The organism is Bradyrhizobium sp. LA2.1, from assembly GCF_040547725.1.
Taxonomy (GTDB): Bacteria; Pseudomonadota; Alphaproteobacteria; order Rhizobiales; family Xanthobacteraceae; genus Bradyrhizobium; species Bradyrhizobium barranii.
The window spans coordinates 135,810-157,811 of sequence record NZ_JBEPQI010000008.1; the positions used below are offsets into that span (position 1 = coordinate 135,810).

Annotated in this window: 21 protein-coding genes and 1 pseudogene; 12 read left to right on the forward strand and 10 right to left on the reverse strand. The window is 65.4% G+C overall.

The window, feature by feature from the left end:
- Positions 1-6: 6 nt before the first annotated feature.
- Both ABIB95_RS17625 and ABIB95_RS17630 read right to left on the reverse strand, forming a co-directional pair.
- The gene (locus tag ABIB95_RS17625; RefSeq protein ID WP_354118263.1) at positions 7-1,263 is read right to left on the reverse strand and encodes a cytochrome c; all 1,257 of its coding nucleotides are present in this window, start codon (positions 1,261-1,263) and stop codon (positions 7-9) included.
- A gap of 8 nt (positions 1,264-1,271) precedes the next feature.
- Positions 1,272-1,979 carry a c-type cytochrome gene (locus ABIB95_RS17630; protein ID WP_063986378.1) on the reverse strand — a complete coding sequence of 236 codons (708 nt, stop codon included), beginning with the start codon at positions 1,977-1,979 and terminating at the stop codon, positions 1,272-1,274.
- A 466-nt stretch (positions 1,980-2,445) separates the two neighbouring features.
- Here ABIB95_RS17630 and ABIB95_RS17635 point away from each other — a divergent pair, with 466 nt between their 5' ends.
- Positions 2,446-2,625, forward strand: a complete 180-nt coding sequence (locus tag ABIB95_RS17635; RefSeq protein WP_071914051.1) for a hypothetical protein — start codon at positions 2,446-2,448, stop codon at positions 2,623-2,625.
- Positions 2,626-2,754, forward strand: a pseudogene (locus tag ABIB95_RS17640) (mechanosensitive ion channel domain-containing protein); the annotation flags it as partial.
- Between the two features lie 49 nt (positions 2,755-2,803).
- Here the strand turns inward: ABIB95_RS17640 and ABIB95_RS17645 are convergent.
- Positions 2,804-3,415 (reverse strand): CinA family protein, encoded by a 612-nt coding sequence (locus ABIB95_RS17645; RefSeq protein WP_028161429.1) that lies wholly within the window; start codon positions 3,413-3,415, stop codon positions 2,804-2,806.
- Positions 3,416-3,418: 3 nt separating this feature from the next.
- Positions 3,419-4,600: a bifunctional 2-C-methyl-D-erythritol 4-phosphate cytidylyltransferase/2-C-methyl-D-erythritol 2,4-cyclodiphosphate synthase gene (locus ABIB95_RS17650; protein WP_354240864.1), complete on the reverse strand. Its 1,182-nt coding sequence runs from the start codon at positions 4,598-4,600 to the stop codon at positions 3,419-3,421.
- 281 nt (positions 4,601-4,881) lie between these two features.
- On the opposite strand from ABIB95_RS17650, the gene dusB reads away from it, so the two are divergent.
- Genes dusB through ntrC form a run of 3 tightly spaced genes read left to right on the forward strand, consistent with a single transcriptional unit; the run spans position 4,882 to position 8,507 of the window.
- Positions 4,882-5,883, forward strand: a complete 1,002-nt coding sequence (dusB, locus tag ABIB95_RS17655) for a tRNA dihydrouridine synthase DusB (RefSeq protein ID WP_354241157.1) — start codon at positions 4,882-4,884, stop codon at positions 5,881-5,883.
- Positions 5,880-7,055 carry a two-component system sensor histidine kinase NtrB gene (locus ABIB95_RS17660; protein WP_247310340.1) on the forward strand — a complete coding sequence of 392 codons (1,176 nt, stop codon included), beginning with the start codon at positions 5,880-5,882 and terminating at the stop codon, positions 7,053-7,055. Before dusB ends, ABIB95_RS17660 begins: the two co-directional genes overlap by 4 nt.
- A 9-nt stretch (positions 7,056-7,064) precedes the next feature.
- Entirely contained in the window at positions 7,065-8,507 is a 1,443-nt protein-coding gene (ntrC, locus tag ABIB95_RS17665) for a nitrogen regulation protein NR(I) (protein ID WP_028147560.1), read from the forward strand.
- 167 nt (positions 8,508-8,674) lie between these two features.
- Here the strand turns inward: ntrC and ABIB95_RS17670 are convergent, their stop codons facing one another.
- Entirely contained in the window at positions 8,675-8,959 is a 285-nt protein-coding gene (locus ABIB95_RS17670; protein ID WP_063983321.1) for a hypothetical protein, read from the reverse strand.
- 45 nt (positions 8,960-9,004) lie between these two features.
- Here ABIB95_RS17670 and ABIB95_RS17675 point away from each other — a divergent pair, with 45 nt between their 5' ends.
- From ABIB95_RS17675 to hflX, 4 genes are all read left to right on the forward strand, one after another.
- A complete protein-coding gene (locus ABIB95_RS17675; protein ID WP_085399562.1) occupies positions 9,005-11,392 on the forward strand; it encodes a sensor histidine kinase in 2,388 nt (795 codons plus the stop codon).
- Between the two features lie 17 nt (positions 11,393-11,409).
- Entirely contained in the window at positions 11,410-12,780 is a 1,371-nt protein-coding gene (gene ntrX / locus ABIB95_RS17680; protein WP_071914044.1) for a nitrogen assimilation response regulator NtrX, read from the forward strand.
- A 248-nt stretch (positions 12,781-13,028) separates the two neighbouring features.
- Positions 13,029-13,277 carry an RNA chaperone Hfq gene (gene hfq, locus ABIB95_RS17685; RefSeq protein WP_007591126.1) on the forward strand — a complete coding sequence of 83 codons (249 nt, stop codon included), beginning with the start codon at positions 13,029-13,031 and terminating at the stop codon, positions 13,275-13,277.
- A gap of 11 nt (positions 13,278-13,288) precedes the next feature.
- Positions 13,289-14,668, forward strand: coding sequence for a GTPase HflX (gene hflX, locus ABIB95_RS17690; protein WP_354240867.1), 1,380 nt, complete (start codon positions 13,289-13,291; stop codon positions 14,666-14,668).
- Positions 14,669-14,746: 78 nt separating this feature from the next.
- Here the strand turns inward: hflX and ABIB95_RS17695 are convergent, their stop codons facing one another.
- Together ABIB95_RS17695 and mazG are read right to left on the reverse strand one after the other, a co-directional pair.
- On the reverse strand, positions 14,747-15,769 hold the full coding sequence (locus tag ABIB95_RS17695; protein WP_354240869.1) for a DUF2278 family protein: 1,023 nt from the start codon (positions 15,767-15,769) through the stop codon (positions 14,747-14,749).
- Between the two features lie 194 nt (positions 15,770-15,963).
- Positions 15,964-16,818, reverse strand: coding sequence for a nucleoside triphosphate pyrophosphohydrolase (mazG, locus tag ABIB95_RS17700; RefSeq protein WP_063983316.1), 855 nt, complete (start codon positions 16,816-16,818; stop codon positions 15,964-15,966).
- A gap of 137 nt (positions 16,819-16,955) precedes the next feature.
- Here mazG and queC point away from each other — a divergent pair, with 137 nt between their 5' ends.
- Positions 16,956-17,669, forward strand: coding sequence for a 7-cyano-7-deazaguanine synthase QueC (queC, locus tag ABIB95_RS17705; protein WP_354240871.1), 714 nt, complete (start codon positions 16,956-16,958; stop codon positions 17,667-17,669).
- A 149-nt stretch (positions 17,670-17,818) separates the two neighbouring features.
- On the opposite strand, the gene ABIB95_RS17710 is transcribed toward queC, so the two are convergent.
- Genes ABIB95_RS17710 through nthA form a run of 3 tightly spaced genes read right to left on the reverse strand, consistent with a single transcriptional unit; the run spans position 17,819 to position 19,475 of the window.
- Positions 17,819-18,196 carry a nitrile hydratase accessory protein gene (locus tag ABIB95_RS17710; protein WP_354240873.1) on the reverse strand — a complete coding sequence of 126 codons (378 nt, stop codon included), beginning with the start codon at positions 18,194-18,196 and terminating at the stop codon, positions 17,819-17,821.
- Complete coding sequence (nthB, locus tag ABIB95_RS17715) at positions 18,196-18,855, reverse strand: nitrile hydratase subunit beta (protein ID WP_354240875.1); 660 nt, start codon at positions 18,853-18,855, stop codon at positions 18,196-18,198. Before nthB ends, ABIB95_RS17710 begins: the two co-directional genes overlap by 1 nt.
- Positions 18,852-19,475 carry a nitrile hydratase subunit alpha gene (nthA, locus tag ABIB95_RS17720; protein ID WP_063983312.1) on the reverse strand — a complete coding sequence of 208 codons (624 nt, stop codon included), beginning with the start codon at positions 19,473-19,475 and terminating at the stop codon, positions 18,852-18,854. Before nthA ends, nthB begins: the two co-directional genes overlap by 4 nt.
- 120 nt (positions 19,476-19,595) lie before the next feature.
- On the opposite strand from nthA, the gene ABIB95_RS17725 reads away from it, so the two are divergent.
- Positions 19,596-20,402, forward strand: coding sequence for an enoyl-CoA hydratase/isomerase family protein (locus ABIB95_RS17725; RefSeq protein ID WP_354240877.1), 807 nt, complete (start codon positions 19,596-19,598; stop codon positions 20,400-20,402).
- A gap of 114 nt (positions 20,403-20,516) precedes the next feature.
- Entirely contained in the window at positions 20,517-21,989 is a 1,473-nt protein-coding gene (locus ABIB95_RS17730; RefSeq protein WP_354240879.1) for a DASS family sodium-coupled anion symporter, read from the forward strand.
- The last annotated feature ends 13 nt before the right edge of the window (positions 21,990-22,002 follow it).

The following is a 22,002-nucleotide window of genomic DNA, read 5'->3' on the forward strand; positions in this document are numbered from 1 at the left end:
CGCCTCTCAGTTCAGCGGTGCGGAGCGCAGCTCGTTGGCCTCGCGCGCCGAGACCGGCGTGCCGCGATTGCCCCAGGCGGTGCGGATGTAGGAGACGACGGCGGCGACCTCGTTGTCGGAGAGGAGGCCGGCGAAGGGCGGCATGCCGTAGGGCATCGGATTGCCCTTGGTGCCCGGCGGATAGCCGCCATTGAGCACCATGCGGATCGGATTGACCGCCGACTGCATCTCGATCGACTGGTTGTTGGCGAGCGGCGGCCAATGCGGCGGCTTGCCTTCGCCCTGGAGGCCGTGACAGCTCGCGCAGTTCTTGTCGTAGACGGTCTTGCCGAGGCTGATCAGCAGGCTGCTCTCGGTGGTCGGCAACGCCGAGCTCGGCGCCGGCGGCGGCGAGGGCTCCGCGATGCCCTTGAGGTACACCGCCATGGCGCGCGTGTCCTCGTCGTTGAGGTATTGCAGGCTGTTGTGCACGACCTCGGCCATCGGGCCGTAGACCACGCCGCGCATGGAGACGCCGGTCTGGAGCAGGTCGGTGATGTCCTTGATGCTCCAGTCGCCGAGACCCGCCTCACGGTTGGAGGTGAGGGACGGCGCGTACCAGTTCTGCATCGGGATCAGGCCGCCCTTGAAGGCGTCCGATTGCGAGGTGCCGCCGAGTGCGTTGATCGGCGAATGGCACATGCCACAATGACCGAGCCCCTCGACCAGATAGGCGCCGCGATTCCATTCCGCCGACTTGGTGGGGTCGGGCTTGAACTCACCCTCGCGGAAGAACAGCGTGCGCCAGCCGAGGATGAGCTGGCGGTTGTCATAGGGAAAGCGCAGCTCGTGCGGCTTGTTCTTCTGGTTCACCGGCTGAATCGAGCGCAGATAGGCGAAGATCGCGTCGCTGTCGGCGCGTGTCACCTTTGTGTAGGACGCGAACGGCATCGCCGGATAGATCAGCCCGCCATCCGGGAAACGGCCGTTGTGCATGGTTCTGTAGAAATCGTCCGCGCTCCACTTGCCGATGCCGGTCTCCGGATCGGGCGTGATGTTGGAGGTGTAGATCGTTCCGAACGGGGTCGGCATCGGGCGCCCGCCGGCAAACAGCCGGCCCTCGGCCGCAGTATGGCAGGCCGTGCAATCGCCGGCGCGGGCGAGATATTCACCCCGCGCAATGACGTCGCCGGCCTTGTCCTGCGCCTGCGCGGCCGTGATGAGCGCGGCGAGGGCCAGGAGCTTGATCGAAAGCAGCGTGATCGACAGTCTTGAGCCCATCATGCGCCTCGTCAGTTGGGCTGGCTGCCGCAGCCGAACGGCAGCGCGTAGGTGCCTTTCGGGACGGGGGCCGGGTTGGTGGGCGCGGGTCGCGTCGCGAGCCAGGCCGCAACGGCGGTAACATCTGCTTCTGTCAGATGGCCGGCGACGAGCTGCATGCAGTCCGGCGACTTTGCCGTCCGCGTGCCGTAGCGCCAGGCCCCGAGCTGCGCGCTGACGTAAGCGGCGCGCAAGCCCAGCAGACCGGGGATGCCGGGCTGCATGCCCGTGAGGCCGGGGCCGTGACAGCTCACGCACGCCGGTATGTTACGACCGGCATCGCCGCTGGTCGCGAGCAGTTCGCCCTGCGCCAGGACTTCCTTGCTGACTTCGCTTGGCGCGGGCTGCGGCAGCGGCGGATGCTCGCTGGCGAAATATTCGGCCATCGCCTCCAGATACGGATCAGGCAGAAACTCCAGCAGATAGTTCATCGGCGGGTATTTGCGCCGGCCGCTGCGGAAGGCGAGGAGCTGGTTGTAGAGATAGCCGGCCGGCTTGCCGGCAAGCCGCGGGAAATAGACGTCGCTGGTGCCTTCGCCCTTGTTGCCGTGACAGGGCGTGCACGCCTCCACCCGCGCCGCCATCGTATCCGGCGGCTGGTTGGCAGTTTGTGCGGCAGTACCATCAATGGCGGCCAAGGTAGCAATGGCGATTGCCAGTGCAGTGTCGCGAGCGAACACGCCGTCGCCCTCCAGAAAGCAGGACCGGGTTGATTCCTGGCCACAGCGTAGAGCCGCATTATTGCGCCAATACTGTCGCGCGCAAGATCGGACATGAGCGATGCCGTTTGGCCGCGGTTGCACATTTGCGATCCTGATCGAATTCGACAAGAATTGCGTGCTTTTTGAAAACTGGACAAAACGCTGCGATCTCGCGGCGTATTCCGCCCGAGCTTTGCTTCACAAGCGGAAAGCGCGGCAATGTGGAATCCGTTCGCGCGCGCGGATGTTCTGCCGCTTGGGCCGGGCAGACAACCTATCATCAGAGTGCATCTTCCCGTCGGGCGACAAGTGCAGTTTGTGCCAAAACGCACCGCGATGATGCAACACCCCTTGCCGGAAACGGCGCACCGCGAGCTCTGCCCTTCGCGAAAGGTTCGACTACAATCCGAGTCGGGCGCGGGCGCCTTATCGCGGGATCGGGGAGATGGGACGCTGGAAGCAGGCATGGAGCGAAGAAGACCTTGGCAGGCTGAAGGTACTGGCAGGCACCAAGCCGATTGCGCTGATAGCGAAAGAGCTCGGCCGGACCCGCGGCACGGTGCTGGCGAAGGCGATTGAGCAGAAGCTCCCTGTCATTTGTCGGACGAAGCGCCAGGAACAATAGGGCGCGATATCGCTCGCGATCGGTCTGGCGTTACAGGGCACGCTGTCCAATCTCGCTGCCGGCGTGATGCTGCTGCTGTTCCGGCCCTTCCACATCGGCGCCGACGTCGAGGTCGGTGTGGGACGTGGCGATCATCAATCACAGCGCGAGCGCGCTGCTGGCGGCGGCATGAAGTGGCTCAGCCGCGCGGTGACCGCGGCGTTCTGCGCTTCACCGCATGCCGGCGCGGCGAGCGGGTCACGCGGGGACGCAGGCGGGTTGCCGCGGCGGCGCGCCGGGGCTTGGGCTGGGCCTTCGGGCCGCGGGCGAGATCCATCAGCATGCGCAATGCCTCGACCACCGAGCGCTGGCGCACGGCGGTCCGGCCGATCGCGCCAAAGCGATGCTCGCGATGGACGATGCGGCCGTCGCGCGCGGCAACCGCAAAATGCACGAGGCCGACCGGCTTGCCGGGCGTGGCGCCGCCGGGGCCGGCGATACCGGTGATGGCAACGGCGAGATCGACGCCGGCACGCTCCAGCGCGCCGACCGCCATCGCGGTTGCGGTCTCCTTGCTGACGGCGCCGAAATTCGCGAGCGTGCTCGCCTCGACGCCCAACATCGCGCGCTTGGCGTCATTGGAATAAGTGACGAAGCCGCGGTCGATCACGTCGGAGGAGCCGGGAATGTCGGTCAGCGCGCCGGCAACCAGGCCGCCGGTGCAGGACTCGGCGGTGGCGATCGTCAGCTTGCGCATCCGGCACAGATCGAGCAGCGAGCGGGAGAGGGCGCGTGCGTCGCTGCCGCCCATGACCTAGACGCTCCAAGGCAGGCGGATGGTGGCGCTCGCGGTGGCCGCGATGCCTTCCTCGCGGCCGGTGAAGCCGAGCCGCTCGCTGGTGGTCGCCTTCACCGCGACGCGCGAGATATCGACCCCGGAGATCTCGGCGATGCGGGCGCGCATGGTGTCGCGCAAGGGGCCGATCTTCGGCCGCTCGCAGATCATCGTCACCTCGAGGTTGGCGACGCGGCCGCCACGCTGCGCAACGCGCTCGATGGCGTATTTCAGGAACTGGTCGGAGGAAGCCCCCTTCCATTTCGCATCGCTTGGCGGAAAGTGCGAGCCGATATCGCCGTCGGCGAGTGCGCCGAGGATGGCGTCGACCAGCGCATGCAGGCCGACATCGCCGTCGGAATGGGCGAGGAAGCCTTTGGTGTGCGGCACCCGCACGCCACAGATCATCACGTGGTCGCCTTCGCCGAAGGCGTGCACGTCGTAGCCGGTGCCGGTCCTGATGTCGCCGAGCAGGCTGGCCAGGCGCGCTTCCTCGCGCACGAAATCCTCGGGAGTGGTGAGCTTCATATTGGCAACATCGCCTTCAAAGGTTGCGACCGTCAATCCCGCCCATTCGGCAATCGCGGCATCGTCGGTGAAATCGCTGCGCCCGTCCTTCGCCGCGCGACGATGCGCCTCGAGGATGACGTCGAAACGAAAGGATTGCGGCGTCTGCGCGATTCGCAAGGCTGCGCGGTCCGGCGTGTCCTCGACATTGCCGCTCTCGCCGGTGACCTTGATGGTGTCGGTGACGGGAACGACGGGGAGCGCAGCGCCGGTGCGGCTGGCCGCCTCGATCGCGCGCGAGATCACGCCTGCCGAGACGAAGGGGCGCGCGGCGTCGTGGATGAGCACGATATCGGGCTTATGCCTGGCGAGTGCTTCGAGCCCTGCGAGCACGGAGGCCTGCCGCGTCGCGCCGCCATTGGTCGGCGGCTCGTGGCTGAGACCTGCGACCGCTGCCGTGAACATGGCGCTGTCGTCGGGGTTCACCACCGGCTGCACGGCATACACGTCGGGGTGCCGGCTGAAGGCTTCCATGGCGCGATAGATCACGGGGACGCCGCCGATCTCGCGATATTGCTTGGGACCACCGGCGCCAGCCCGCAGGCCGCGTCCGGCCGCGACGAGGACGACTGCGGTGCGCTGTGATTTCGCCATAGGACTCAAATACTCAGTTGGTGATGAAGAGAGTCGGGGAGTGGGGTGATTGCCGCATGCCTCTAGCACGGCAGGCCCGCAAAAAAAGGGGTTTCCCCGGATTGTGGGAAACAGCATTTTGCTGCACTGCACTTGAAAGATTTGCAGAACTGTCTAAACTGTAGGCATGACGCTTGACTGCACAAGAATTGTGCGCAAGATAGGTCATGGCAGGCGCGATGAGGCCCTGCCTACGCAACGAGACCCCTGTGACCGGCTCGGCAGTATCAGGCTCTAAGCCGTTGAAAATTGGCGATATCGAGGTCGCCACCCCAGTCTTCCTGGCGCCGATGTCGGGGGTCACCGACTCGCCCGTCCGTCGGCTCGCCGCCGAGCTCGGGGCCGGTCTGGTCGTGTCCGAAATGACCGCCAGCGATGAGCTCGCGAATGGCCACAAGATGTCACGGTTGCGCTGCGAAGCGACCGGGATCGGGCCTCATGTGGTCCAGCTCGCCGGCTGCGAGGCGCATTGGATGGCCGAAGGGGCCCGGATCGCCGAAGCCGGAGGCGCCGACATCATCGACATCAACATGGGCTGTCCGGCCCGGCACGTCACCGGCGGCCAGTCCGGCTCCGCCCTGATGCGCGATCTCGACCATGCCGTCAGCCTGATCGATGCGACGATCGCGGCGGTGAAGGTGTCGGTAACGCTGAAGATGCGGCTCGGCTGGGACGATCACACCCGCAACGCGCCGGAATTGGCGCGGCGTGCGGAAGCCGCCGGCATCAAGCTCGTCACCGTGCACGGCCGCACCCGTTGTCAGTTCTACAAGGGCGAGGCCGATTGGGATGCGATCCGCGCGGTGCGCGAAGCGATCTCCATTCCGCTCGTCGTCAACGGCGACATCACCACTTACGAGAAGGCGCTCGCGGCGTTGGAGGCCTCCGGCGCCGATGCCGTGATGATCGGCCGCGGCGCGCAGGGGCAGCCCTGGTTGCCCGGCGAGATCGGCCGCCGCCTGAAGGGCGGGGCGGTTGAAGCCGCGCCGTCGCTCGAGACCCAGCTGCATTATGTCCGCACGCTCTATGAGGGCGTCTGCGCGCTCTACGGCCTGCGCATCGGCCTCCGGCACGCGCGAAAACATCTCGGCTGGGCGCTCGACGTCGCGGCCGATGTGAGCCGTGCACCGGCCGAGAAGCTGAAAGCCTGGCGCCAGAAGATCCTCACCTCCGAGGATCCGCGCCTCGTCCACCAGTCGCTGCAAGATGCCTTCGACGATTTCGCATGGAGCGCTGCTGCATGAGCTCAGCTGCTGACTATCGCCGGCCGCTTCCGTCCGAGAGCGATGCGATCCTGGATGCGCTGCCCAATCCCGTGCTCATGATCGGGCCGGACGGCAAGATCGTCGCCGCCAACATCGCGACCGAAGCCTTCTTCGACATCTCGACGCAGTTCCTGAAACGGCAGTCGCTGAAAGAGCTGGTGCCGTTCGGGAGCCCCTTGCTGGCGCTGATCGACCAGGTTCGTTCGTCCAACTCGCCGGTCAACGAATACAAGGTCGATCTGGGCACGCCGCGCATGGGCGGCGACCGCCAGGTCGATCTGCATGTCGCCCCGCTGACGGAGCGGCCCGGCCATATCGTGGTGATGCTCCAGGAGCGTTCCATCGCCGACAAGATGGACCGCCAGCTCACCCATCGCAGCGCCGCGCGCTCGGTGATCGCGCTGGCCGCCATGCTCGCGCATGAGATCAAGAATCCGCTCTCCGGCATCCGCGGCGCGGCGCAGCTGCTGGAGCAGCAGGCCTCGTCCGAGGACCGCATGCTGACGCGGCTGATCTGCGACGAGGCCGACCGCATCGTGACGCTGGTCGACCGCATGGAGGTGTTCGGCGACGAGCGCCCCGTGGTGCGCGGCCCCGTCAACATCCATTCCGTGCTCGATCACGTGAAGCGACTGGCGCAGTCGGGCTTTGCCCGCAACATCCGCTTCATCGAGGATTATGATCCCTCGCTGCCGCCGGTCCTGGCGAACCAGGATCAGCTCGTCCAGGTGTTCCTCAACCTCGTGAAGAATGCCGCCGAAGCGCTGATCGACGTCCCCGACGCCGAGATCCAGCTCACCACCGCGTTCCGTCCCGGCGTGCGCCTGTCAGTCCCCGGTCAAAAATCCCGTGTATCGCTGCCGCTTGAGTTCTGCGTGAAGGACAACGGACCAGGCGTGCCGGACGATCTTCTGCCCAACCTGTTCGATCCCTTCGTGACCACCAAGCAGACCGGCTCGGGTCTTGGCCTGGCGCTGGTCGCAAAGATCATCGGAGATCACGGGGGCATCATCGAATGCGAGTCTCAGCCGCGCAAGACCACCTTCCGCGTGCTGATGCCGATGTATTCCACATCGGTCAAACATGCCGATCAAAGCAGCCGCGACGGCTCTGCCGGGAAGTCGTCGTCTGCGTCACAGGGGGCGAAATGAGGATTAACGATGCCCGCAGGTAGCATTCTCGTTGCTGATGACGACACCGCCATCCGCACGGTTCTCAATCAGGCGCTATCCCGCGCCGGCTATGAAGTCCGGCTCACCGGCAATGCCGCAACGCTGTGGCGATGGGTTAGCCAGGGAGAGGGCGATCTCGTCATCACCGACGTGGTGATGCCCGACGAGAACGCGTTCGACCTGCTGCCGCGGATCAAGAAGATGCGGCCGAATCTGCCCGTCATCGTCATGAGCGCGCAGAACACGTTCATGACCGCGATCCGCGCCTCCGAGCGCGGGGCGTACGAATATCTGCCAAAGCCCTTCGACCTGAAGGAGCTGATCGCCATCGTCGGCCGTGCGCTGGCTGAGCCGAAGGAACGGGTCTCGACGCCGGACGAGGACGCCGAGATGGAGGCGATCCCGTTGGTCGGCCGCTCGCCGGCGATGCAGGAAATCTACCGCGTGCTGGCGCGTCTGATGCAGACCGACCTCACCGTGATGATCACGGGCGAGTCCGGCACCGGCAAGGAACTGGTGGCGCGCGCGCTGCACGATTACGGCAAGCGCCGCAACGGCCCGTTCGTCGCGGTCAACATGGCGGCGATCCCACGTGACCTCATCGAGTCCGAACTGTTCGGCCACGAGCGCGGCGCCTTCACCGGTGCCAACACCCGCGCCTCGGGCCGGTTCGAGCAGGCCGAGGGCGGCACGCTGTTCCTGGACGAGATCGGCGACATGCCGATGGAGGCGCAGACCCGCCTGCTGCGCGTGCTTCAGCAGGGTGAATACACCACCGTCGGCGGCCGCACCCCGATCAAGACCGACGTGCGGATCGTCGCGGCGTCCAACAAGGACCTGCGGGTCCTGATCCAGCAGGGCCTGTTCCGCGAAGATTTGTTCTTCCGCCTCAACGTTGTGCCGCTGCGGCTGCCCCCCTTGCGCGAGCGCATCGAAGACCTGCCGGACCTCGTGCGGCACTTCTTCACGCTGGCCGAGAAGGACGGCCTGCCGCCGAAGAAGCTCGATGCGCTGGCGCTGGAGCGGATGAAGCAGCACCGCTGGCCCGGCAACGTGCGCGAGCTCGAGAATCTCGCCCGGCGCCTCGCCGCGCTCTACCCGCAGGACGTGATCACGGGCTCCGTCATCGACGGCGAGCTGGCGCCGCCCACGGTCAGCCCGGGTGCCGCGGTCCAGCAGGGCGTCGACAATCTCGGCGGCGCCGTGGAGGCCTATCTGTCCTCGCACTTCCAGGGCTTCCCGAACGGCGTGCCGCCGCCGGGCCTCTATCACCGCATCCTCAAGGAGATCGAGGTGCCACTGCTCACGGCCGCGCTCGCCGCCACCCGCGGCAACCAGATCCGCGCCGCCGATTTGCTCGGTCTCAACCGCAACACGCTGCGGAAGAAGATCCGGGACCTCGATATCCAGGTGTACCGGAGCGGGGGTTAGTCTTCCCGAATGGACCGTGGCTCAGCTCCCCCTACCAAAGCGGAGCTGAGCCTGTCCGGATCGCGCTGGCCGTTGTGGCTAACGCGGTGAGCAAAAGTCCGAATCAGGCCGAAACGTTCCGCTGGAACGTATGAATTGTTATTCAACCGCCGAGCGCTGCGTCGCGCTCATCTGATCAGCCGCGCCGAGACCGGCTGGGCGCTGGCGACGTTCGCCAGCGGCTGCTGCACCCCGAGACCATTGACCAGGAGGTCGGCGGCTACGATCAGCAGCAGCACGGCCGACACCATCATCGCGAGAAAGAACCTGTCCATGGCGGTCAAGCCGCAGGGGCGGGAATCCGTTCCCGCAAGCGAGGTTTGCCAGAACAGCGGCCTGTGGATGCGCCGGTCCGTCGCGGCGAGGGCGCCGCGGAATTGTCGCAATTCGGCAACAATGTGGTACGAATACATCAGTATCCGCCCGCCGCGGACCCCGTTTTCAGCACCATTGCCGGAATGACCAGCGCAGATACCTCGGCCGCACACTTCGACACGGCCCCAGCGGAAGAGCCCCGGCGTTGGTCGGTGCGACGCTGGCTGGCGCCCCTTGCCGTGGCGATGGCGTTGCTGTCGGCCCTCCTGACATTCCTGGTCCTGACCGGCCTCACGAGGATCGAGCCGACGCCGGAGGTGGTCCGCTCGTTCTATCTGATCAATGCGGCCACGATCCTGCTGCTGGTCGGCATCATCGTCCGCGAGCTCTGGCAGCTGATCCTGGCGCGTCGGCGGGGCCGGGCGGCGGCACGCCTCCATGTCCAGATCGTCAGCCTGTTCTCGATCGTCGCGGTGCTGCCGGCGGTGCTGGTCGCCGTCGTCGCCAACGTCACCATCGAGCGCGGCCTCGACCGGCTGTTCTCCGGTCCGACCAAGGAGGTGATTCAGAATTCGCTGACGATCGCGCGGGCCTACATGCAGGACCACGCGCAGCTGATCCGCGGCGACATTCTCGGCATGGCCAATGACATCGCCCACGCCCGGCCGCTCTACGACCAGGACCGCCGCTCGTTCCGCGAGCTGCTGACCGCCAGCGCCGGCTCCCGCAATCTGCCGGGCGCGATGATCATCGACAAGAACACCAACATCCTGGAATCGGCCGACACCGGCATGCGGCTCGCTTATTCGCCGCCGGCGCCGGACTTCCTCAGCAACGTCAACGAATCCGAGCCCGAGATCGCGGTGCTGCCGGATGCGAGCTTCGTCGCCGCGGTGATCCGCCTGCGCGCCTTCAGCGACACCTTCCTCTATGTCGCGCGGCCGCTCGATCCGAACGTCGTCAACCAGCTCAAGCAGACCGAGGTCAGCGTCGCCGAATACGCCCAGATCGAGTCGCGCCGGCTCGGCATCCAGGTCGCCTTCGCGCTGATGTTCGCGGTGATCGCGCTCACCATCCTGATGGCCTCGGTGCTGATCGGCCTCAACTTCGCCAACTCGCTGGTGGCCCCGATCCGGCGGCTGATGAACGCCGCCCACACGGTCTCGACCGGCGACCTCCATGTGAAGGTGCCCGTGCATCAGTCGGAAGGCGACCTCGCCCAGCTGGGTGAGACATTCAACAAGATGACGCAGGAATTGCGCAGCCAGCGCGACGAGCTCGTCAACGCCAGCGATCTCATCGACAGCCGCCGCCGCTTCATCGAGGCCGTGCTGTCCTCGGCGAGCGCCGGCATCATCGGCGTCGACAATTCGGGCAGCGTCGGCATCCTCAACCGCTCCGCTGAGAAGCTGATCGGGCACTCCGAAGCCGAGACGCTCGGCCACCCGCTCTCCGACGTGCTGCCCGAGCTCGAGGAGATGATGAAGACGGCGCGGGAAGGGACCCAGCGCCTGGTGCAGGGCCAGATCACGATCACGCGCGACGGCACCGAGCGCAACCTGTCGGTCCGCGTCAGCGCCGAGAAGACCAGCCAGCCGCACGACAGCTACATCATCACGCTCGACGACATCACCGAGCTGGTCTCGGCGCAGCGCACCTCGGCCTGGGGCGACGTCGCGCGCCGCATCGCGCATGAGATCAAGAATCCGCTGACGCCGATCCAGCTCTCGGCCGAGCGCATCCGCCGCAAGTTCGGCAAGGACATCACCGAGACCAAGGACAAGCAGATCTTCGAGCAGTGCACCGATACCATCGTGCGCCAGGTCGACGATATCCGCCGCATGGTCGACGAGTTCTCGCGTTTCGCACGGATGCCGAAGCCGGTGATGGAGGGCGAGGACGTCGCCGACACCGTGCGGCAGGCGGTGTTCCTGATGAAGGTCGCCCATCCCGAGATCGATATCGAGGCCGAATTCAAGGAAGATCCGCTGCGCGCGCAGTTCGACCGGCGGCTGATCTCGCAGGCGGTCACCAACATCGTCAAGAACGCCACCGAGGCGGTCGAGCAGGTGCCGCCGGAGGAGCTCGGCAAGGATTACGGCAAGGGCCGCATCGACGTCGTGGTCTCGCGCGAGGGCGAGGACGTGCTGATCGACGTCATCGACAACGGCATCGGCCTGCCCAAGGTCGCGCGCTCGCGCCTCCTCGAGCCTTATGTGACGACGCGGGCCAAGGGCACCGGCCTTGGCCTGGCGATCGTCGGCCGCGTGCTCGAAGACCATGGCGGGCGTATCGAGCTGAAGGACGCTTCCGATTTCCGCGAGGGCCAGCGCGGCGCGTGGATGCGGATGCGTTTTGCGATCTCCGGTGCCCCCGCGAAGAGCGAGGGGACCGTGCAGGCATCGTCGGCCGCAAACGCGGTCACGGACATCGCCAAGCCGCCCGAAACAAAACCGCCGGCCGCCGAAACCAAAGAGCCGGCTGAAATGACCAATGATTCAACGAAGATCGAAGCCTCAACAGGCATCTGACAAGACAGGCGCGAACCATGGCAAGTGAAATTCTGATTGTCGATGATGAGGCCGATATTCGCGATCTCGTTGCGGGCATTCTCGAAGACGAGGGCTTCGTGACCCGGACCGCCCGCGACAGCGATACGGCGCTCGCCGAGATCGCCAATCGCAGGCCGCATCTGGTGTTTCTCGACATCTGGCTCCAGGGCTCCAAGCTCGACGGCTTGCAGTTGCTGGAGCAGGTCAAGAAGGACAATGCCGATCTGCCGGTCGTGATGATCTCCGGCCACGGCAACATCGAGACCGCGGTCGCCGCGATCAAGCGCGGCGCCTACGACTTCATCGAGAAGCCGTTCAAGGCCGACCGGCTGATCCTGGTCGCGAACAGAGCGCTCGAGAACTCGCGGCTCAAGCGCGAGGTCAAGGAGCTGAAGCAGCTCGCGCCGAGCGCAAGCTCGCTCGTCGGCCGCTCGCCGAGCATGAACCAGCTGCGCCAGACCATCGACCGCGCGGCCAAGGCCAACAGCCGCATCCTGATCGTCGGCCCGGCCGGCGCCGGCAAGGAGCTGACCGCGCGCACGCTGCATACGGCCTCGGGCCGCGCCGATGGTCCGTTCGTCGTGATCAATGCCGCCGCGATCACGCCGGAGCGCATGGAGCACGAGATGTTCGGCGTCGAGCAGTCCAATGGCGAGCAGGCGCGCAAGCCCGGCGCGCTCGAGGAAGCCCATGGCGGCACGCTGTTCATCGACGAGATCGCGGACATGCCGCGCGAGACCCAGAACAAGATTTTGCGCGTGCTGGTCGAGCAGTCGTTCCAGCGCGTCGGCGGCACCGGCAAGGTGCAGGTCGACGTCCGCATCATCTCCTCCACGGCGCGAAATCTCGAAGAGGAGATCGCTGCCGGTCATTTCCGCGAAGACCTCTATCATCGGCTCTCGGTGGTGCCGATCCGCGTGCCCGCGCTCTCGGAGCGGCGCGAGGACATTCCGGAATTGATCGACTATTTCATGGAGCAGATCTCGGCCGGCAGCGGCCTGCCCAAGCGGCAGATCGGGCAGGACGCGATGGCGGTGCTGCAATCGCATGTGTGGCCGGGCAACGTGCGCCAGCTCCGCAACAACGTTGAGAGAGTCATGATTCTGGCCGCGGGCGGACCGGAGGTGATCATCACCGCCGACATGCTGCCGCAGGACGTCGGCTCGATGGTGCCGGCGATGCCGACCAGCAACAATGGCGAGCACATCATGGGGCTGCCGCTGCGCGAAGCGCGCGAAGTGTTCGAGCGCGACTATTTGATTGCACAGATCAGCCGTTTTTCAGGAAATATTTCTCGCACGGCTGAGTTTGTTGGCATGGAACGTTCGGCGTTGCACCGGAAGCTGAAGGCGCTCGGTGTCGGCTGACACCGCGACGTCGCGGCCGCACCTCAGGGATTAGCGAGGAAAATCATCGATTTCCGTAGTTTTTCGGGGCATTTGGGCGTGGCCTGCCGCGTGAAGCGGCTTGCCTAATAACCCGTCCTGTCCTCTAATCGAACCGCTGTTCCTCCGAGGGGGATCTCATGAGGAATAGCAACCGGAAGAGGCCCCGAATGTCACAAAGAGGGCCGCAACCGGCGCAATAAAAAGAAACTCAAAGCGAGAAAAAAACAATGGCGGCAGACCGCGCACAAAACCTACAGGACACCTTCCTCAATCACGTTCGCAAAACCAAGACGCCACTGACGATCTTTCTGGTCAACGGAGTGAAGCTCCAGGGCATCGTGACCTGGTTCGACAATTTCTGTTTGCTGCTTCGGCGCGACGGTCACTCGCAGCTTGTCTACAAGCATGCGATCTCGACCATCATGCCGGGCGCTCCGATCCAGTTGTTCGAAGGCGGCGAGGATCAGCCGGCTTGAGAGTGATCTGATTGGAACCCCGGAATTTCGACGGGGAGGCCGACCGTCCGCGGTCGGCAGGGGCGAAGCAGACGGGGCGGGTGCTTGTCATCGGTCCCTACTTGCGTGTGCGTGCGGGCGGTACCGACACGCAATCGGAAAGCCATGTTCAGCGTGACGCGGAGGCCCGGCTCGATGAGGCCGCCGGCCTCGCGCGGGCGATCGACCTCGTCATTGCCGATGCCATCATCGCGCCGATCAGCCAGATCCGCCCCGCGACCTATATCGGCAAGGGCAAGGTCGAGGAGATCGCCGCGCTGGCCAAGAGCCTCGATGTCGAGCTCGTGGTGATGGATTGCGCGCTGGCGCCGATCCAGCAGCGCAATCTCGAGAAGGAATTGCACGCCAAGGTGCTCGACCGCACCGGGCTCATCCTGGAAATCTTCGGCCGCCGCGCCAAGACCAAGGAAGGCTCGCTCCAGGTCGAGCTTGCGCATCTCAATTACCAGCGCTCGCGCCTCGTCCGCTCCTGGACCCACCTCGAACGCCAGCGCGGCGGCTTCGGATTCATGGGCGGTCCCGGCGAGACACAGATCGAGGCCGACCGTCGCCTGATCCAGGAGCGCATCTCAAAACTCGAGGGCGAACTGAAGAAGGTGCAGGCGACGCGGCGGCTGCATCGTGCCGGCCGCCAGCGCGTGCCGTATCGCGTCGTCGCGCTGGTCGGCTACACCAATGCCGGCAAGTCGACGCTGTTCAACCGCCTGACGCGCGCCGACGTTCAGGCCGCCGACATGCTGTTCGCAACACTCGATCCGACCCTGCGCGCGCTCACTTTGCCGCATGGCGGCAAGGCGATGCTGTCCGACACCGTCGGCTTCATCTCCAACCTGCCGACCCAGCTCGTCGCGGCCTTCCGCGCCACGCTGGAGGAGGTGCTGGAAGCCGACGTCATCCTGCATGTGCGCGACATCTCGCACGAGGATGCAGAGGCCCAGCAGAGCGACGTCGACGCGGTGCTGCGCCAGCTCGGCATCAACCCCGACGATTCCGGCCGCATCATCGAGGTCTGGAACAAGATCGACCGTTACGAGCCTGACAAGCGCGAAGAGCTTCTGAATATCGCCGCGCGCCGGCCGGAGGATCACCCGGCGATGCTGGTGTCGGCCGTGTCAGGCGAGGGGATCGACGCGCTGCTCGCCGCGATCGAGGAACGGCTCGCCGCAAAACGCACCACGCTCGATCTCTCCATCGACGCCGCCGACGGCGCCGGCATCAGCTGGCTGCATCGAAATGCGGAGGTGCTGGCGAAAGAGCTGCACGACGGCCGCTTCGACATGACGGTGCGGGTCGACGAGACCAAGCGGGATATCGTAGTGAACCGGTTCGATGCCGTGCCGCGCGTGGCGTGATCCGAAGGGCGCGGTGCGCCCGACCAGCCTGCGTGCGATATCGACCATATCCGCGTTTCTGGGTTGAGACGCGTAACGCTAGAATGGAATGGTCAGGCCCGGATTCTTCGCTTGCGCCTTGGTATAGGCGACGCCGTGGATCTTGATCCCACGCTCGTCCAGCAGCGAAATGATGCCGCCCTGGTTCGACAATTCCATCGGCTTTTGCACGACGATGGCGAGCGTGCCGCCGGCGTCGATCTTCCCTGACAGGGCCATTTTGTTCTTCTGCTTGTCGGCCAGCATCCAGCCGGTGAGATCGATGTCGCGATCGGCCGTATTGAGCAGCGTGACGACTTCCCGCTCGGGCGTCTTCAAGGCATTGACGAGTGCTGCGATGATGCGCACGAGTCCGTCAGGCATTTGCCCGGTCGGAGGAGCGGTCGGATCTGGCGGCTGTGTCGGCGCGCCGAGATCGATGGGGTCACCGGTCTTGTCGTCGGTGTGCCAGGCCTGCGTCTGGAATTTGAGGAAGACCGCCGTCCATAGCTTCTGATCCGGGAATTCGAACACCAGCCCGCCGTCTTGCCATGGCCCGTTGTCGCCCGAGAACCGTCCGATTGGGTTTCCCTGATTCATATGGATGTCGTGGATGCCGCGACCCGGCCGGAAGCCGAAAAAATTGTCCGCCTTCGTTTCCGGCCCCCATGTCTCACCGAATGCGTACACCATCGCGCTTTCGTTTGAGAGCGCGCGCTGGACGAACTGGTCGAGCTTCTCGTTGAGGTCATTGTCGGGTCCGGGCACGGACAGCGGCAGCGGGATCAACTCCTGGGGCTGCATCAGATTGCCGCGAATGAAGTCCAGCGCGATGCTGGCCGGCTTCGGCGGCTGCGGGTGCAGGCCCTCCGGCAACGCCGCGAGATGGTCGGTGATCGGATGGACAAAGTGCGATCGCACCAGGAACTCGACTTCGCTTCCGTCGGCTGACTGCACATTGACGGCGATGCGGAAATCCGCGTTGTCGGCCACGACATGGACTTGATAGTGCGGCGACTGGCCGGTGCCGAAACGCATCGCGATCGGGCGTCCTTTGAGGACCGAATAGTGCTTTAATGGCATCGCACTCACCTGAGGTGGGATTTTCGGCTGCGCGGGCTCCGTTGCTCAACTTTAGACTGCTTGTCGTGACGGTTTCATGGCTTGACTGCGATCCGCCATGACCGCCTCGCTGCATTCGGGAAAAGATGCTGACCTATATCTCCTTCGTGACCGCTTCGATCCTTGCGGGTACACCGATGGAGCAGGCCACAACGCTAGCGGCGGGCCTGCGAGCGAGTCTCTGATACCGGTTTCCCCTCACTCTTCGCCGCGTTCCACAGCGCGTCCATCTCCGCCAGCGACGCCTGCTCGAGCGTCCGCCCTTGCGCCTCAAGCGCGCGCTCGATGAAGGCGAAGCGCCGCTCGAACTTTGCATTCGTCGCGCGTAGCGCGGCTTCCGGATCGGCGTCGACGTGGCGGGCGAGATTGACGAGTGCGAACATCAGATCGCCGGTTTCCTCCGCCAGCCCCTCGCTGTCGTTGCGGTCGAGCGCCGCCTCGATCTCGTCGGCTTCTTCGCGGATTTTCGCCAGCACCGCGCGCGGGTCGTTCCAGTCGAAGCCGACGGTGGAGGCCTTGCGCTGGAGCTCCATCGCGCGCGTCAGCGCGGGCTGACCGGCCTTGACGCCCGAGAGTAACGACTTGTGCGTCGGCGTTTCCTCCGGCGGCCGGCGAGCCGCACGTTCGGCTTTCTCCTCGGCCTTGATGCGGTCCCAGACCTCCTTGACGTGGGAGGAGGCGAGGTTGCCGTCCTTGTCGGCGAAGACATGAGGGTGGCGCCGGATCATCTTGCGGGTGATGGCCTCCACGACGTCGCCGAAGGTAAAGGCATTCTGTTCTGAAGCCATCTGGGCGTGAAACACGACCTGGAGCAGGAGGTCACCGAGCTCCTCGCGCAGATCGTCGAGATCGCCGCGGCTGATGGCCTCGACCACCTCATAGGCCTCCTCGATCGTGTAGGGCGCGATCGTCGCGAAATTCTGCTCGAGGTCCCAGGGGCAGCCGGTCACCGGCGTGCGCAGCGCCGCCATGATCTCGATCAGACGGGAAATGTCGCGGGAAGGGGTCATTGCGGGGCAGTCTCCTGGCTCCAAAGCCTTATGCCAAAAGCGGCCCGCCGTTCCCAGCGCGGCGCGGCGGAACAGGCCGATTTCCACCGATTGGCGGCAGATTGGCGAGGAGCGCCCGCAGTGCTAAAGCGCGGGCCATGAGTGACGCATTTTCATCACAAACCGCCCTGGTGCTGTTTTCCGGCGGCCAGGATTCCACCACCTGCCTCGCCTGGGCGCTCAGCCGCTTTGCACGCGTGGAGACACTGGGTTTCGAGTATGGCCAGCGCCACGCCATCGAGCTCGCCTGCCGCGACCGGCTGTTCGACGGCATCAAGGGTCTGCGCGCAGACTGGGCCGCAAGGCTCGGCGAGAGCCACACGCTGTCGATCCCGACGCTGGCGGCCGTGTCTGAGACGGCGCTGACGCGCGACGTCGCCATCGCGATGGGCGCCGACGGCCTGCCGAATACGTTCGTGCCCGGCCGCAATCTGGTGTTCCTGACGTTTGCCGCGGCGCTCGCCTACCGGCGCGGCATCACCCACATCGTCGGCGGCATGTGCGAGACCGATTATTCCGGCTATCCCGATTGCCGTGACGACACCATCCGCGCCATGCAGGCCGCGCTTTCGCTCGGCATGGCCAGGCAATTCGAGCTGCATACGCCGCTGATGTGGATCGACAAGGCGGCGACGTGGAAGCTCGCCCACGAGCTCGGCGGCGCAGGACTGGTCGATCTCATCCGCGAGCACTCGCACACCTGCTATCTCGGCGAACGCGGCGCGCAGCATGAGTGGGGTTTCGGGTGCGGCGAGTGCCCGGCATGCAGTTTGCGGGCGAAGGGATGGCGAGAGTTTGCGGCGGGACGCTGAGGCCACATATTCGGTGTCATCACCCGCGAAAGCGGATGATCCAGTATCCCAGAGACCGTGCTTGAGTCGAGAGGCCGCGGCCTACTGGATTCCCCGCCTTCGCGGGGAATGACAGCGGAGGGCTTGGCACGAGCGTGCCTCTTACCGACCTACCGAAAATCCTCCGGCCGCAGCTCGATCGGCTTGCCGTGCGGTGTGCGGTCGGCGGCGTGGTCCCAGGCGTCGCGGTAGCGGTGCAGCGTCTCCGCCGATGCGACGCCCTTGCTTGCGACCAAACCTTCCAGCGTGGCGAGCCAGTGCAGGTAATAGGTCTCGCCCGTATCAGGATCGCCAGCGGCTTGCGCGCGCTTGATCTCGGAGGCCAAGGCTGCGGCCCATTCCGGCCAGGTGAAGACACCGCGCTCGTGCAGCGTCAGCGCCATCGCAAACGCATGCGCTTCCCAGGGTGTGCGGAACACCGGGCCGTCGTCATCGCGCGGAATGCTCGGAATGGCCGCCGTCGCGGCGGCCGCAGTAGTGCTGCTCATCACGCCGGGTCCAGATAGGGTTCGAAGGCGTCGATCGAAACCTTCAAGGTCGGATCACCGTCCGCGCCCCAGAGGTCGCGGCCCTCGAACACCACCGTGTAAAGCCATTGCGGATTTTCGCCGAGCTCCATCGCCGCCGAATCCGGAAATACGTGGCAGCCGTGGTTCAGCTCGACGACACCGACATGGCCGCGCACATAGCGCGGCAGCCGCGTATGCGTGGTCGGATGAATGTTCCTGGCGCGGACGCGATCGCCGATGTTGAATTTTGCCGGCGCCGGAGCAGGGCGGGCGAACTTGCCGCGCACCATGACGCGCTCGACATTGGCGAGGTCGAACTTGCCGTGCTTGAGCGCCTTTGCAGGCTGCATCGCGTGGCCGGCGGCGACCTCGTCCCGGGTGAGGTAGCCCTTCTCGACCAGCATCTCCTCGAGCCCGAGAAACCATTTCTTGTAGTAGGAGCTCGAGAGATAGACGTGCGGCGGCAGCGTCTCGCGATAGAAGCGCGAGGTGTCGATGTTGAAGGCGCCCGCCGCGCCCATCGCGCGCACCATGGCGAGGACACGCGATTCCCACTCCTCGTGAAACATCGGCTCGTTCGGTTCAGCCTCGACCTTGCCGAACCCGTCCATGCCGCCCATGTCGTGGACGCCGTTCACGAGGGCGCTCCAGGCGTCTTGGGAAAGCCGGTGCCGATCATGGAATCGCGCGTGACGAGTTCGGCGAGCTGCTCCTCACTCCAGCCTTCGGTGCCCGCGGGGCGCATCGGCAGCACCAGGAAGCGGGTCTCGGCCGTCGAATCCCAGACACGGATTTCCATGTCCTTGGGCAGCGTGACGTCGAAATCGGCGAGCACGCCGCGCGGATCCTTCACCGCGCGCGAACGATAGGGCGCAGCCTTATACCAGACCGGCGGCAGCCCCAGCATCTCCCAGGGGTAGCAGGAGCACAGCGTGCACACGACCATGTTGTGTCGCTCGGGCGTGTTCTCGACCACGACGAGATGGTCGCCGACGCGGCTGACATGGCCGAGCGTGCCGATGGCCTTCGAGCCATCCTCCAGCAGCGCCTTTTTGAACGCCGGATCGGTCCAGGCCTTGGCGACGACGCGCGCGCCGTTGTGCGGGCCGATCCTGGTCTCATAGGCCTGGATGATGGCGTCGAGCGCGGCCGGCTCGACATAGCCTTTTTCTGTCAAGATCGTCTCGAGCGCGCGCACGCGCAGCTCGGTCTCCGACAGCTCGGAATGGTCGTGATGATGGTCGTGATCGTGGCTCATGGCGCAAAGATAGGCGCAATGGTCCCTGCCTGTCGAGTATGCGCCGGGGCGCAACCGGGTCCCATATTCGTGAGGCCGGATGTAGGCTAGCCTCGCCGCAACGCAGATAGGGAGACATTGGTGACGAACTTCGTGACGATCGAGAAGGGCCTCGGACCGGAGGGGCGGATTGCGGTGGTGCGGTTCGACCGCGGCGACGGCATCAACGCGCTCTCGCCGGAGGCGCTGCGCCAGCTCACCGCGGCCGCGCGCAGCTTCGAGGATGATGCCGCAACGTCCGTCGTGGTTCTGACGGGCAGCACCAGCGCCTTCAGCGCCGGCTTCGACCTCAAGGATGCCGAGGGCCGCTCGCGCAAGGACATGGATCTCGGCACGCTGCGGCGGCATCTTAAGCTCGGGCCGCGTCTGACCCATGCCTGGCATGAGATGGAGCAGATCACGATCGCCGCCATCGAGGGTTTTTGCGTCGGCGGCGGCGTCGCGCTGGCCGTGGCGCTCGACTTCCGCGTGATGGGGCACGACGCGCATCTGCGCGTGCCCGAGATCGGGCTCGGCATGAACATGAGCTGGCAGAGCATTCCGCGCATGCTGCATCTGATCGGGCCGGCCCGCACCAAGCAGGCGGTGATCCTGGCCGACCAGCGCATCTCGGCCGATGAGGCCTACGAGTGGGGTTTGGTGGAGCAGGTGGCCGATCCCGGCCATGCGTTCGATGCCGCCATGGAGCTTGCCCGGAAAGTCGCCGCGCAGCCGCCGCTCTCGGTCGCCATGACCAAGCTGACCGTCAACCGGCTGGCACATGCGCTGGACGATCTCGCCAGCCACATGGACGTCGACCAGTTCGCGCTGGCGAATCTCACCGAAGACCACAAGGAGGGCATCGAGGCGTTCCTGACCCGCCGCAAGCCGCGCTTCAAGGGGCGGTAGAACGTGAAGTCAGGCCATTGATCGCGCCGCGGACAGTCCGTATACGCCGCGCTAGGACAAAAACGGCTCGGCCAACGGGCGGTACAATGCGACGACAATCGAGGGGGAGGGCCCATGGCCGCTAGCTCGCAGACGCCCCAGGCAAAAGGGTTTAGCTGGAAGCTGATCGCGCCGCTCGTGGTGTGGCTGGCCATCTATCTATGGCCGGTGCCGACGGGTCTCAACGCCAATCAATGGCACTATTTTGCCGTGTTCGCGGCCGTCATCACCGGGCTCATTCTGGAATCGATGCCGGTCGGCGCGGTCGGGTTCATCGGGCTGACGGTCGCGGGCGTCGCCGGCTATATCGATCCCGATCCCGGCAAATCGCTGCGCTGGATGCTGGCGGGATTTGCCGAGAGCACAGTGTGGCTGATCGTCGGCGCCTTCGTATTCTCGATCGGTTATCGCAAGAGCCAGCTCGGCCGCCGTATCGCGCTGGTGCTGGTGCAGAAGCTCGGCCGCAACACGCTCGGTCTCGGCTACGCGGTGGCAATGTCGGACTTCCTGCTGGCACCAGCGACGCCATCCAACACCGCGCGCAGCGGCGGCATCGTCTATCCCATCATCAGCAACATCCCGCGCATCTACGGCTCCGAGCCTGGGCCGACCGCCGGCAAGATCGGCACCTATGTGATGTGGACGGCGTTTGCGGCAACCGCGATTACCAGCTCGCTGTTCTTCACCGCGCTCGCGCCCAACGCGGCCGCGCTTGCGATCGCCAAGAGGACCGCCGGCGTCGAGGTGAGCTGGGCGCAGTGGTTCGTCGGCTTTGCGCCGCTCGGCATCCTTCTGATGATCCTCGTGCCGCTGCTCAGCTATGTGGTCTGCCGTCCCGAGGTGAAGCACAGCCCGGAGATCTCCGAATGGGCGGCCAGGGAGGTCAGCGAGATGGGCCCGATGTCGCGCAACGAGTGGATCATGCTGGCTCTGATCATCCTCGCGATGTTCCTGTGGATCGCGGGCTCGAGCCCGGACATCCACGTGCCGCTGCTCGGCTCGAACTTCGTCAACGCCACCACCGTCGTGTTCATCGTGATCTCGCTGATGCTGGTGACGGGCGTGATCGAGTTCGCTGACATCGTCAGCGAGAAGAGCGCCTGGGAGGTGTTCTTCTATTTCACCTCGCTGCTGACGCTGGCCTCGGGCCTCAACGAAATCGGCTTCATCAAATGGTTCGCGACCGAATACGCCAAACCGCTCGCGGGGCTGTCGCCGTCGACCGCGATGCTCCTGCTGGTCGCGCTGTTCTTCTGGATCCACTACTTCTTCTCGAGCATCACCTCGCATGCCGCAGCCGTGCTGCCGGTGGTGCTCGCGGTCGGATCGGGCATTCCCGGCCTGCCGGTCACGACGCTCGCCATGCTCTGCATGTATTCGCTCGGCCTGATGGGCGTGATCTCGCCTTACGCGACGGGGCCCGCGCCGATGTATTTCGGCAGCGGCTATATCGGGAAGGGCCAGTTCTGGGGCTTTGGGCTTCTGTTCGGGCTGCTCTATTTCGCGGGACTCCTGCTGATCGTGCTGCCCTGGTTGCAGATCAGTTGAGCGGGGCCGGAAG